We start from the raw sequence: 12,746 nt of genomic DNA, 5'->3' as shown, positions 1-12,746 counted from the left end.
CTGGACGTCCAGATGCCTAGCTTCCGGGCAGGTGTTATGGTTGACCATCATGAGGGCACCACTTCCAACGCCCGGAGGCGCCCACAAATGCCGAATCCGACACCCAATCCGCGACTCGCCGCCGTCGAGCCGGCACCGATCGCCCGCGCGTTCGGTTGGCGGGATTCCTATGACGGCCGCCACGGGCCGCTGATCGACTGCAGCCAGGCGGTGCCGGACCATGCCCCGCCCCCGCCACTGGCCGAGCGCCTCGGCGCGGCAGCCGCCTCGGCGGACGCGGCACGGTACGGCCCGATCCTCGGTGACCCGGCGTTGCGCGAGGTCTACGCCCAGCAGGTATCCGAGTTCTACGGCGTCGATATCGGTCCGGGCCGCGTCGCCATCACCGCCGGCTGCAACCAGGCCTTCTTCGCCGCCATGCTGGGCGTCGCCACGGCGGGCGACGCCGTCGTCCTGCCGGTGCCGTGGTATTTCAATCACCAGATGTCGCTCGCCATGACCGGCATCGAGCCGCGGCTGCTGCCTGCGACGGAAGCCGATGGCTTCCTGCCGACGGCCGACGGACTGCGCGCCGTGCTCGACGAGAAGTGCCGGGCGGTCCTGCTGGTCAGCCCGAACAATCCGACCGGGGCGATCTATCCGCCGGAATTGCTCACGGAGATCTTCGACATCTGCGTCGAGCGCGGCCTCTATCTGATCCTCGACGAGACCTATCGGGACTTCCTGCCGCCGGGTTCGGGCGCGACGCACGATCTGTTCTCGCGGCCGGAAGCCGCCGATCATCTCGTCAGCCTCTACAGCTTCTCCAAGGCCTACGCGATTCCGGGCCACCGGCTCGGCGCGATCATCGCCGGCGAGGCCTTCCTGGCATCGATGCAGAAGGCCATCGACTGCATCCAGATCTGCCCGCCGCGGCCGGGCCAGGCGGCGCTCGTCTGGGCGATCCCTGCGATGGCCGACTGGCGACGCGAGAGCGCCGCGGCGATCGCTGCCCGTGGCGAGGCGTTTGCCGCAGCGATCGCAGCCATCGACGGCTGGGAGATCGTGCAGATCGGCGCCTATTTCGCTTATGTCCGCCACCCCTATGCGGGCGTTCCGGCGGAAGACATCGCCGCAGCGCTGGTGCGCGAGCTCGGCATACTGGTGCTGCCCGGCAGCTTCTTCGGCCCCGGCCAGGACGCCTATCTGCGGATTGCCTTCGCCAATGTCGCGGCGGAGCGCGTCCAGGAGATCGCGCGTCGCCTGGCCATCGGCCTCGGTGCTGACACAAGAGAGACGATCGATGGATAAGGAAAAACTGGCGGCGTTGCGCGAGCGCTTCGCCGGCGACAACGAGCGGCGCATCTACGATGCGGGCTTTGCCGCCGTCGCGGACCGGCTGTTCGACCCGAAGGGCACGCGCGTCGCGCCTTATGCCGGCCTGCCGACGCTTCTCGACACGCCCTACCGCGCCGTCGACTGGTCGGCGCCGGACCTTGCCGGGCTCGACGTCGCGCTGATCGGCGTCCCGATGGATCTCGGCGTCACCAACCGCAACGGTAGCCGTTTCGGCCCGCGCGCGATCCGCACCATGGAGAGGGTCGGGCCCTACAACCACCAGCTCAAGACCATGCCGGTGAAGGAGCTCAATGTCGCCGATATCGGCGACGTGCCGTTCCGCAGCCGCTTCGATCTGGCGACCTCGCACGAGGACATCCAGCGGACCGCCGCCGCCATCGTCGGCGCCGGCGTATTGCCGCTCTTCGTCGGCGGCGACCACTCGATCACCCTGCCGATCCTGCGGGCATTGGGCGCCGAGCGGCCGGTCGGGATGATCCATATCGACGCGCATTGCGACACGTCGGGTCCGTTCGACGGCTGCAAGTTCCACCATGGCGGCCCGTTCCGGCAAGCGGTGCTCGACGGCGTCCTCGATCCCGAGCGCACGATCCAGATCGGCATTCGCGGCTCGTCGGAATATCTATGGGAATTCTCCTACGAGACCGGCATGACGGTGATCCACGCCGAGGACATCGCCGGGCTCGGCATCGACACCGTCGTCGCCAGGGCACGCGCGGTGGTCGGCGACGGCCCGGTCTACGTCTCCTACGACATCGACAGCCTAGACCCAGCGTTTGCGCCCGGAACCGGGACGCCGGAGGTCGGCGGGCTGACGACGCGCGAGGCGCTGGCGATCCTGCGCGGCCTTGCCGGTATCGCCATGGTCGGCGGCGACGTCGTCGAGGTCGCGCCGCAATACGACGCGACGACCAACACCGCCCATGCCGGCGCGCAGATGCTGTTCGAACTACTGAGCCTCGTTCCCTTCACGCCGGGCCGGCAATAGCCGCACCCATTCCACCCCTCGAAACGGAGACACGCCCCCATGACGACGCGACCGCCCTTCAGTCTCAACCGCCGCGTGCTGCTCGCCGGCGCCACCGCCGCCGGCGCCAGCCTGGCGATGCCCTCCATCCTGCGCGCCCAGGACAGATCGCTGAAGATCGGCGTCTATGGCGGCTATTTCAAAGACTCCTTCGACAAGAGCATCTTCCCCGAGTTCACCAAGGCGACCGGCATCGCGGTGGAAAGCGTCGCCGAGCCGACCGGCGAAGCCTGGCTCGTCCAGCTCGAGCAGGCGGCGCGGGCCGGCATGGCGCCGGCGGACGTGTCGATGATGTCGCAGGTTTCGATGCGCAAGGGTCTCGCCACCGAGCTGTGGGCGCCGCTCGACGTCTCGAAGATCACCCGCGCCGACGACGTGCTGCCGCCCTTCACCGTCAAGTATCCCGATGGTGGCGTCGCGGGCATCGGCGCGGTGGCCTGGTACATCAACCTCGTCACCAACACCGACACCTACCCCGAGGCGCCGGAAAGCTGGGCCGCCCTCTGGGATCCGGCCAACGAGGGCAAGCTCGGCCTGCTCGCCCTCGTCTCCAACTCGTTCCTCATGGAAGTGACGGCCACCACTTTCTTCGGCGGCACCGACATATTGTCGACCGAGGAAGGCATCCTGCAGGTGATGGACAAGCTCGCCGAGCTGAAGCCGAACGTGCAGCTCTGGTACCGCGACGAGGCGCAGTTCGAGCAGGCGCTGAAGTCCGGTGAGATCCCGATGGGCCAGTACTACCACGACGTGACGGGCCTTGCGGCAGCCGACGGCTTCCCGGTCCGCTCGACCTTCCCGAAGGAAGGCGGCATCTCCGATTCCGGCTGCTGGGCCGTCTCCAAGGCGTCCGAGAAGCTCGAGGAGTCGCTGGTCTTCATCGACTACATGACGCAGCCGGAGATCCAGGCGGTCCTCGCCCGCAATGTCGGTACCGCGCCGGTGATCAAGCGCGAGCTGCTCGACCTGACCGACGAGGAGTTCGCCGCCGTATCGTCGGAGATCCCGCCGATCGTCCCGCGCTACGACCTCTATGTCGACAAGGCCGACTGGCTGAACCAGAAATGGACCGAGCTGATCGTCGGCTGATCGCCTTTCCAACCATCAATCCGGCGGCGGCCACGCTGCCGCCGGAACCCATTGCAAGGACAGTCCAACGCATGAGCGGGCTCGAACTCGTCAACGTCACCAAGCGCTACGGCAAGGTCGCCGCGGTGGACGACGCGGTGCTGTCTGTGCCGCCCGGCTCCTTCGTCTGCCTGCTCGGCCCCTCTGGCTGCGGCAAGACCACGCTGATGCGGATGATAGCCGGGCTGGAGACCCCCACCAGCGGCGACATCCGCTTCGAGGGCGCGTCGCTCGGCGACCGGCCGGTGCACAGACGCGATTTCGGCATGGTGTTCCAGTCGCTGGCGCTGTTTCCGCATCTGTCGGTCGGCGACAACATCGCCTATCCGCTGAAGATCCGCGGCCAAAGCAAGGCCGAGCGCGAAGCCCGCGTTTCCGAGCTGCTCGACCTCGTGCGCCTGCCCGGCGTGGCGGATCGCCCGGTCGCGCAGCTCTCCGGCGGCCAGCGTCAGCGCGTTGCCATCGCGCGGGCTCTTGCCGTCTCGCCCAGGCTGTTCCTGCTCGACGAGCCGCTGTCGGCGCTGGACGCCAAGCTCCGCGAGGCGATGCAGGTGGAACTTCGGCAGCTGCAGGAGCGGCTCGGCATCACCACCATCGTCGTCACCCATGACCAGCGGGAGGCGATGACCATGGCCGACACGATCGTCGTGATGCAGGGCGGAAAGATCCAGCAGATGGATCGGCCGATCGACATCTACCGCCGGCCGGCCAACGCTTTCGTCGCCGACTTCCTCGGCCAGACCAACCTGCTCAAGGCAGATTCCGCTGGCGGCGCCGCGGCGGTGGCCGGCGCCTTGATTCCGGGCCTCGCACTGCCCGCCGGCCAGGGCAGCGCGGAAATATCGGTGCGGCCCGAGAACGTCTCGATCGAACCGGAGGGCGAAGCGCCCATCGCCGCGACGGTGGAGTTCGTTCGCGACATGGGTGCCAGCGTCGAGGTCTATCTTGCCACCGCCGCCGGCCGGATGATCGCGATGCGCCCCGCCGGCAGGAACGACCTTGCGGTCGGCGATAAAGTCTCGCTCGGCCTCGACCCCGCGGCGATCGTCGTTTTCCCGGCCGGGAGTCGCGCGTGAGCCGCGCCGCGCGGGACAATTCGCGGCTGGCCCTGGTGTTTCCGGCGCTGATGCTGCTGGCGTTTTTCGTCGTGCCCTTCGGGCTGATGATCGCCGTCTCGCTGTTCCAGCGCGTCCAGGGCGGCTTCTACGAGCCGATCGTCACCACCGCCAACTACGCCCGCTTCCTCAGCCTGTTCTTCGGCAAAATCCTGCTGTTCTCGCTCGGCCTGTCGGCGCTCGTCGCGGCGATCTGCGTCACCGTCGGTGCGCCCTTCACCTATCTCCTGACCCGGCTCAGGCGCCGCGCGCAGGTGCCGTGGCTGGTCGCGCTGCTCGCCGTCCTGTCACTGTCGGAGGTGATCATCGGCTTCGCCTGGTCGACGCTGCTCAGCCGCACCGCCGGCATCTCCAACCTCTTCGTCACGATCGGGCTGATGGATGCGCCGGTCGCCTGGACCCCCGGCTTCGGCGCGGTCCTGGCCGGCATGGTCTACCAGGCGCTGCCCTATTCGGTGCTGGTGCTCTACCCGTCCTTCTCGCGGCTCGATCCGTCGCTGGCGGAAGCGGCGAAGACGCTCGGCGCCTCGCCGATCCGCGCCTTCCTGACGGTGGTGCTGCCGGCTCTGCGCACCACGCTGATCGCCACCTTCATCATCGTCTTCGTCTTCGCGCTCGGCGCCTATCTGCTGCCGCAGTTGCTCGGTAGGCCGGAGCACTGGACGCTGTCGGTGCTGATCACCGACCAGGCGATCTACCAGTCCAACATGCCCTTCGCGGCGGCGATGGCGGTGTTCCTCGTCGTCGCGAGCCTCCTGCTGGTGCTGCTCACGACGCTGCTCGGGCGGCGAGGGCAACCGGCATGAGCACCGCCCTCTCCCGGCTGTTCTTCGCCCTCGTCGCGCTGTTCCTCGCCGCGCCGCTGATCGTCATCGCCGGCGTCTCGGTCAACGAGATGCGCAGCCTGACCTTCCCGCCGGTCGGCTTCTCGCTCGCCTGGTACGGCGAGATCTTCACCGATCCCGGCTGGCGCGGCGCGCTGACCGTCTCGGTGCTGATCGCGCTCGGCGCGGCGACGCTCGCCGTCGCGATCGCTTTGCCGATCGCCTATTCGCTGTGGCGCCGGGTCTCGGCGGTCGGCCGCGTCATCCAGACGCTCGGCATCTCGCCCTTCGTCCTGCCGCCGGTGATCACCGCCCTCGGCGCGCTCAGCCTCTGGGCGACGGTCGGCGCCTATGGCGCTTGGTACACGGTGGTGATCAGCCATGCGATCTTCTTCACCAGCCTGCCGCTGGTCACGATCTCGCTCGGCTTCTCCACCATCGACCGCGAGGTCACCGAGGCGGCGCGCACCATGGGCGCCGACGACCGGACGGTCCTGACCACCATCGTCCTGCCGATGATCGTTCCCTACATCGTCTCCGGCTTCGCCTTCGCCTTCGTCCTGTCGCTCAACGAGTACATCGTCGCCTACATGACCGTCGGCTTCACGCTGGAGACGGTGCCGATCAAGATCTTCAACGCGCTGCGTTACGGCTACACGCCGACCATGGCCAGCATCTCGATCCTGTTCGTCGCCGTCGCCATCACCGTGTTCGGAACGGTCGCATGGTTCGGCGACCTGCCGAAGCTGCTCGGCGCCTGGCGTGCCGGGGACGAGAAATGAGGGTCGCCGCCTTCCAGCTGGACGCCACGCTCGGATCGCCGAAGGCCCGCTTCGCGGAGATCGAAGCCTGCATGGCGCGCGCCGCCGGTGCCGATCTCGCGGTCTTCCCGGAGCTCGCCGTGACCGGCTACGGCGCCGGCCCGCTCATCGCCGAGGGGACGACGGCGCCGGACGAAGCGCTCGCGCCGCTGCAGTCGCTTGTCGAACGGCATGGCACGGCGATGGTGATCGGCCTCGCCTTCCGTGAAGCCGCAGGCAAAGCCGTGAACAGCGCGGCGATCCTTCGCCCCGGCGCGGAGTCAGCGCTCTACGCCAAGCGCATGCTCTACGGCGATTACGCGAAGGACCTGTTCGAGGCCGGCCGCGCCGAGCCCCCGATCGTCGATATCGGCGGCCTCGCCTGCGGCGTGCTGGTCTGTTTCGACGTCGAGTTTCCCGAACTCGTCCGTTCGCTCGCGCTCCGCGGCGCGGCGGCGGTGATCGTGCCGACGGCGCTGCCGCGCAGCCCCGGCGCGCGGTTCATCGCCGAGCATCTCGTGCCGGTGCGGGCGTTCGAGAACCAGGTCTTCCTCGTCTACGCCGACCACTGCGGCACGGATTCGCGCTTTGCCTATCAGGGCCTGTCGAGCATCGTCGCGCCGGACGGCAGCCTGCTCGCGGCCGCCAGCGACACCGAAGCGGCGATGCTCGTCGCCGAGCTGAACCTATCGGCCTATGCCGACTGCCGAGCTCAGAACCCGTATCTGGAAGAGCTGCGCCGGGCCGGCCTCGCGCCGAAGTGTGATTGACGCCAGGGCGCCGTCCCTATCTTTAGGGGCGATCCCGGCTGCCCGTCTCGAAAGCGTCCATGCCCCTGCATCTTCCCAAGAAACTCGCCGTCTTCGTCAGGGACGACCTGCGGTACTGGATCAAGACCCGCGTCGAGATCACCACGCTGGTTGCAGCGCTGATCGTCGCCGCCGCCGTCTGGGCCTTCGTCTCGATCGGCGGCGAGGTGCTGGAGGGCGATGCCAAGGGTCTCGATACCGAGATCCTGTTGTCGCTGCGCAGCGCCACGGACCCGTCCGACCCGCTCGGCCCGCGCTGGTTTGAGGAATTCGGCCGCGACATGACGGCGCTGGGCGGCAACGGCGTCCTGATCATGCTGACCTGCTTCGTCGCGCTCTATTTGTGGCTGTCGGACCGGCGACGCTCGATGTGGCTGGTACTGGCCGCCATCGTCACCGGTCTGGCGATGAGCCAGCTGCTGAAATGGGGATTCTCACGCCCCCGCCCGGACCTCGTCCCGCACGGCTCGCACGTCTACACGGCAAGCTTTCCGAGCGGCCACGCGATGATGTCGGCTGTCACCTACCTCACGCTCGCGATCCTCGTGGCACGCGTCCAGGAGCGCTGGACGATCAGGGCGCTGCTGATCGGTGTCGCCGTGTTCCTGACCATCCTCGTCGGGGTCAGCCGCGTCTATCTCGGCGTCCACTGGCCGAGCGACGTCCTGGCCGGCTGGACCGCCGGTGCCGCCTGGGCCGTGATTTGGTGGATGGTCGCCAAATGGCTGGAGCGCAGGGGCGCCGTCGAGCCGGAGGCCGACCACCGAGAAGCCGCCGAACCGGCCACCCTGCCGCCGGCCGGCCTTGCCCGCTCCCTCCCCGCAAGCGCAGCGAGAGAGCCGCGCCCGTAACCATCGACCTGCAGACGGCGGTGCTGGCGACTTGCCGGCAGGCCCTCCGGCCAGCGGACGCGTCTTTGCATCGCTGACGCCGAATCACGCCGGCCTCCATGAGCCTGTGTACGAGGTGTCGCAATCGTGACGGCCGGGTTGCGATTATGTCATCGCTATGGAATTGATCATGCCTCCTGACGCGGCGTTCCTGACAGTCCCCGCGGCGGCGACCAACCGGGCATCCAAGAAGCACCGACAAAAAAACGGCGGGCCATGGAATATTTTCTCCAGCAGTTGATCAACGGGATCACTCTCGGATCGATCTACGGTCTCATCGCCATCGGCTACACGATGGTCTACGGCATCATCGGCATGATCAATTTCGCCCATGGCGAAATCTTCATGCTCGGCTCGTTCATCGCGCTGACGGTGTTCCTGGCGCTGGCGGCGATCGGCATCACTTTCCTGCCGATCGTGATCCTGATCATGATCATCGTGGCCATGCTGTGCACGGCGCTGTGGGGCTGGACCATCGAACGCGTCGCCTACCGGCCGCTGCGCGGTTCGTTCCGCCTCGCACCGCTGATCACCGCCATCGGCATGTCGATCTTCCTGCAGAACTTCGTGCAGGTGACCCAGGGCGCCCGCGTCAAGCCGCTGCCGCCGCAGATCCGGGGCGGCATCACGCTGCTCGACGGGCCGGGCGGGATCGTCGTCCAGATCTCCTACATGCAGATCATCATCATCGCGATGACCATCATCCTGATGACCGCCTTCGCGCTGATCATCTCGCGCACCTCGCTCGGCCGCCAGCAGCGCGCCTGCGAGCAGGACCGCAAGATGGCCTCGCTGCTCGGCGTCAATGTCGACCGGACGATCTCGCTGACCTTCGTGATGGGCGCTTCGCTCGCCGCGGTCGCCGGCATGATGTACCTGCTCTATTACGGCGTGATCGACTTCTATATCGGCTTCATCGCAGGCGTTAAGGCGTTCACCGCGGCGGTGCTCGGCGGCATCGGCTCGCTGCCCGGCGCCATGCTTGGCGGGCTCGCCATCGGTCTCATCGAGACCTTCTGGTCGGGCTATTTCTCGGTCGAGTACAAGGACGTCGCCGCCTTCTCGATCCTTGCCATCGTGTTGATCTTCATGCCCTCCGGCCTGCTCGGCCGGCCGGAAGTCGAGAAGGTCTGAGCCCATGGCGACCCCTGGTGCACCGACCTCTTCAAACCGGCCCGAAGGGGCGGAACTGGAATCCGAGGCGCGACGCGACGCGGTGCGCGGCGAGCCGCCCTTTGCCAATGCCCCTGCCACCGACAGCCGGCTCGTCGCCTCGCTGAAGGAAGCCGGAATCACGGCGGCGATCATCGCCGGGCTGACGCTGTTCTTCTTCGCCTTCCGCACCGACATTGCGGTGGGCGGCCTCGACCTGACGACACGGCCGGACCTCTGGCTGGTCTGGATCGGCATCGCCTTCGTCGGGCGCTTCCTGTTGTCGTACTTCGTCTTCCGCGCGGAGCGGCCGGTCACCGGCTGGTTCAAGCGGACAAAGCGCGCCGGTGCTCGCCCGGTTCCCCTCGGCAAGGTCGTCGGGGTCATCCTGCTCATCGTCGCGCTGGTGCTGCCGTTCCTGCTCGACACGTTCCTGCCGAGCCAGAATCGCTATTTGATCGACCTCGCCATCCTGATCCTGACCTATGTCATGCTCGGCTGGGGGCTCAACATCGTCGTCGGCCTCGCCGGCCTGCTCGACCTCGGCTACGTCGCCTTCTACGCGGTCGGGGCCTATTCCTTCGCGCTGCTCGCGCAGAATTTCGACCTCGGCTTCTGGGTCTGCCTGCCGATGGCCGGGCTGTTCGCCGCGCTCTGGGGCGTCATGCTGGGCTTCCCGGTGCTGCGCCTGCGGGGCGACTACCTCGCCATCGTGACGCTTGCCTTCGGCGAGATCATCCGTGTCGTCCTGCTCAACTGGTCGGATTTCACCGGCGGCCCGAACGGTATTCTCGGCATTCCGAAGCCGACCTTCTTCGGGCTGGAGTTCAACCGCGGCGAAGGCTCCTTCTCGGATTTCTTCGGCCTCGAATATTCGACCGTACAGCGCTTCGTCTTCCTCTATTACATCATCCTGGCGCTGGCTCTCCTGACCAATTTCGTCACCATGCGGATGCGCAAGCTACCGGTGGGACGCGCCTGGGAGGCGCTGCGGGAGGACGAGATCGCCTGCCGCTCGCTCGGCATCAACACGGTCAACGTCAAGCTCACGGCATTCGCCACCGGCGCGATGTTCGGCGGCTTCGCCGGCTCGTTCTTCGCCACCCGCCAGGGCTTCATCTCGCCGGAGAGCTTCACCTTCATCGAATCGGCGATCATCCTCGCCATCGTCGTGCTCGGCGGCCTCGGCTCGCAGCTCGGCGTGGTGATCGCCTCGGTGGTGATGATCGGCGGCATCGAGCTGCTGCGAAACCTGACGGCGCTGCAGGCAGTGTTCGGCGCCGGGTTCGATCCGACGGAATACCGCATGCTGATCTTCGGCCTCGCCATGGTCGCCATCATGGTGTGGAAGCCGCGCGGCCTGATCTCCACGCGCTCGCCGTCGATCGTCTACAAGGAGAAGAAGACCATCAGCGCCGACATGGTCGCCCAGGGCGAGGGTCACTGATGCCGAACCAGACGCAACGCTGGACGCAGGATCCCGTCCTCACCGTCGAGCACCTGACCATGCGCTTCGGCGGACTGGTCGCCGTCGACGATCTTTCCTTCGACGTCGGCCGCGGCGACATCACCGCGCTGATCGGCCCGAACGGCGCCGGCAAGACCACGGTGTTCAACTGCGTCACCGGCTTCTACAAGCCGACCGAAGGCCGGATCACCATGCGTCGTGGCCGCGAAGTCCCGGCTGCGACGGTGGAAGAGCTGACCAGCAGCGGCCAGCAGTACCGGCGCGACGAGAAGGGCTCGGTGTTCCTGCTCGAGCGCATGGCCGACTTCCGGATCACCGCGGTCGCGGGAGTTGCCCGCACCTTCCAGAACATCCGCCTGTTCGGCGGGATGACGGTGCTCGAAAACCTGCTCGTGGCGCAGCACAACGTGCTGATGCGTGCGTCCGGCTACACGATCGGCGGGCTAATCGGCCTTCCGGGCTATCGCCGGGCCGCCGCGGCCGCCAAGGACAAGGCGATCGACTGGCTGCGGCACACCGACCTGCTGGACCGGGCCGACGATCCGGCGGCGGACCTTCCCTATGGCGCCCAGCGCCGGCTGGAGATTGCAAGGGCCATGTGCACCGACCCGTCGCTGCTCTGCCTCGACGAGCCGGCCGCCGGCCTCAACCCCCGCGAATCCGCCGAGCTGAACACGCTGCTGCGCTACATCCGCGACGAGCACGGCGTGTCGGTGCTGCTGATCGAGCACGACATGGGCGTGGTCATGGAAATCTCCGACCACGTCATCGTCCTCGACTACGGCAAGAAGATCTCCGACGGGGATGCCGAAAAGGTGCGCAACGACCCGAAGGTGATCGCCGCCTATCTCGGCGTCGACGACGAGGAAGTCGAAGCCGTCGAAGAGGATCTGGAGAAGGTGAGCGCCGGCGCCGACGTCAGCGCCATCCGCATCGACGGAGGCGCGGCATGAGCGCGATCGAGGCGACCAGCCCGGCGGGCGAACCGCTGCTGGCGATCCGGGGCGTCCAGACCTTCTACGGCAAGATCCAGGCGCTGCGCGGCGTCGACGTCGATGTCCACGAGGGTGAGATCGTCACGCTGATCGGCGCCAACGGCGCCGGCAAGTCGACGCTGATGATGACGATCTGCGGCAATCCGCGCGCCAGCACCGGCCAGATCATCTATCGCGGCGAGGACATCACGCATCTGCCGACCCATGACATCATGTCGAAGTCGATCGCCCAGTCGCCGGAAGGCCGCCGGGTGTTTCCGCGGATGACGGTGATGGAGAACCTCCAGATGGGCGCGATCCTCGAGGACGACGCCTATTTCGACGACGACCTGCGCAAGGTCTTCGAGCTGTTCCCGAGGCTGAAGGAACGGCGCGGCCAGCGCGGCGGCACGCTGTCGGGCGGCGAGCAGCAGATGCTGGCGATCGGCCGGGCACTGATGAGCCGGCCGAAGCTGCTGCTGCTGGACGAGCCCTCGCTCGGCCTCGCGCCGCTGATCGTCAAGCAGATCTTCGAAGTCATCCGCGAGCTGAACCGCAACGAGAGGCTGACCGTCTTCCTGGTAGAGCAGAACGCCTTCCACGCGCTGCGCCTGGCGCATCGCGGCTACGTGATGGTCAACGGCGCCATCACCATGACCGGCAGCGGGCGCGAGCTGCTTGCCCGCGACGAGGTCCGCAGCGCCTATCTCGAAGGGGGAGCCCACTGATGGAACCGGAACTCGCTCTTCTGTGGGAAGTCTCGCTCGCCGAATTCCTCTTCGTCACGGTGATCCTCGGCGGGGGTGGCGCCTGGATGATCGGGCGATCCACCGCGCTGACCTGGAGCGGCTGGGGCCTGCTGGCCTTCTACCTCTTCCTGCTGACGCTCGCCGTCCGCTTCATCCATTTCAGCCTGTTCGGCGGCTCCTTCTTCCTGCCGATCTCGACGTTCGATACCGCGCTGCATTATGCGATCGTGGACTATATCGTGCTCTTCATCATCGCGGCGGCGGGGCGAAGCTATGTTCGTAACCGCCAGATGGCGCGGCAATACGGCTTTCTTCACCAGGATCGCTGATAGGCTGCTGCATTCGGCGGCAACGGTGAAATTTTGGGCCGACGCTATTCCAACAGGGCGCGATCCGGTCTTTAATCCTGCACAGGTAGGGCACGACGAATACCTGCTCGCGACCCGCGGGGTCGCTCCGAATTTTGCAATAG

At 67.1% G+C, this 12,746-nt stretch carries 13 protein-coding genes; all 13 read left to right on the top strand.

Annotated elements, in window-relative coordinates; genetic code table 11:
• Positions 1–87 precede the first annotated feature (87 nt).
• Entirely contained in the window at positions 88–1,290 is a 1,203-nt protein-coding gene (locus tag GGR03_RS16975; protein ID WP_183209926.1) for an aminotransferase, read from the top strand.
• On the top strand, positions 1,283–2,326 hold the full coding sequence (gene speB / locus GGR03_RS16970; protein WP_183209925.1) for an agmatinase: 1,044 nt from the start codon (positions 1,283–1,285) through the stop codon (positions 2,324–2,326). Before GGR03_RS16975 ends, speB begins: the two co-directional genes overlap by 8 nt.
• Positions 2,327–2,365: 39 nt before the next feature.
• A complete protein-coding gene (locus GGR03_RS16965; protein ID WP_183209924.1) occupies positions 2,366–3,454 on the top strand; it encodes an ABC transporter substrate-binding protein in 1,089 nt (362 codons plus the stop codon).
• Positions 3,455–3,525: 71 nt separating this feature from the next.
• A complete protein-coding gene (locus GGR03_RS16960; protein ID WP_183209923.1) occupies positions 3,526–4,569 on the top strand; it encodes an ABC transporter ATP-binding protein in 1,044 nt (347 codons plus the stop codon).
• A gap of 50 nt (positions 4,570–4,619) precedes the next feature.
• Positions 4,620–5,414 (top strand): ABC transporter permease, encoded by a 795-nt coding sequence (locus tag GGR03_RS16955; RefSeq protein ID WP_183210087.1) that lies wholly within the window; start codon positions 4,620–4,622, stop codon positions 5,412–5,414.
• Positions 5,411–6,214 (top strand): ABC transporter permease, encoded by an 804-nt coding sequence (locus tag GGR03_RS16950; RefSeq protein WP_183209922.1) that lies wholly within the window; start codon positions 5,411–5,413, stop codon positions 6,212–6,214. Before GGR03_RS16955 ends, GGR03_RS16950 begins: the two co-directional genes overlap by 4 nt.
• Positions 6,211–7,002: a nitrilase-related carbon-nitrogen hydrolase gene (locus tag GGR03_RS16945; protein WP_183209921.1), complete on the top strand. Its 792-nt coding sequence runs from the start codon at positions 6,211–6,213 to the stop codon at positions 7,000–7,002. Before GGR03_RS16950 ends, GGR03_RS16945 begins: the two co-directional genes overlap by 4 nt.
• A 59-nt stretch (positions 7,003–7,061) precedes the next feature.
• Positions 7,062–7,892, top strand: coding sequence for a phosphatase PAP2 family protein (locus GGR03_RS16940; protein WP_183209920.1), 831 nt, complete (start codon positions 7,062–7,064; stop codon positions 7,890–7,892).
• A gap of 255 nt (positions 7,893–8,147) precedes the next feature.
• A complete protein-coding gene (locus GGR03_RS16935) occupies positions 8,148–9,065 on the top strand; it encodes an ABC transporter permease subunit (protein WP_183209919.1) in 918 nt (305 codons plus the stop codon).
• A 4-nt stretch (positions 9,066–9,069) separates the two neighbouring features.
• Complete coding sequence (gene livM / locus GGR03_RS16930) at positions 9,070–10,530, top strand: high-affinity branched-chain amino acid ABC transporter permease LivM (protein WP_183209918.1); 1,461 nt, start codon at positions 9,070–9,072, stop codon at positions 10,528–10,530.
• Positions 10,530–11,504 carry an ABC transporter ATP-binding protein gene (locus GGR03_RS16925; protein WP_183209917.1) on the top strand — a complete coding sequence of 325 codons (975 nt, stop codon included), beginning with the start codon at positions 10,530–10,532 and terminating at the stop codon, positions 11,502–11,504. Before livM ends, GGR03_RS16925 begins: the two co-directional genes overlap by 1 nt.
• Positions 11,501–12,253: an ABC transporter ATP-binding protein gene (locus GGR03_RS16920; protein WP_183209916.1), complete on the top strand. Its 753-nt coding sequence runs from the start codon at positions 11,501–11,503 to the stop codon at positions 12,251–12,253. The genes GGR03_RS16925 and GGR03_RS16920 overlap by 4 nt, the downstream gene beginning before the upstream one ends.
• The gene (locus GGR03_RS16915) at positions 12,253–12,603 is read left to right on the top strand and encodes a DUF6867 family protein (RefSeq protein ID WP_183209915.1); all 351 of its coding nucleotides are present in this window, start codon (positions 12,253–12,255) and stop codon (positions 12,601–12,603) included. The genes GGR03_RS16920 and GGR03_RS16915 overlap by 1 nt, the downstream gene beginning before the upstream one ends.
• The last annotated feature ends 143 nt before the right edge of the window (positions 12,604–12,746 follow it).

The sequence above is a fragment of the Aurantimonas endophytica genome, assembly GCF_014196845.1.
In the GTDB taxonomy this organism is placed as follows: Bacteria; Pseudomonadota; Alphaproteobacteria; order Rhizobiales; family Rhizobiaceae; genus Aurantimonas; species Aurantimonas endophytica.
This window is presented reverse-complemented; position numbering and strand designations above follow the sequence as displayed.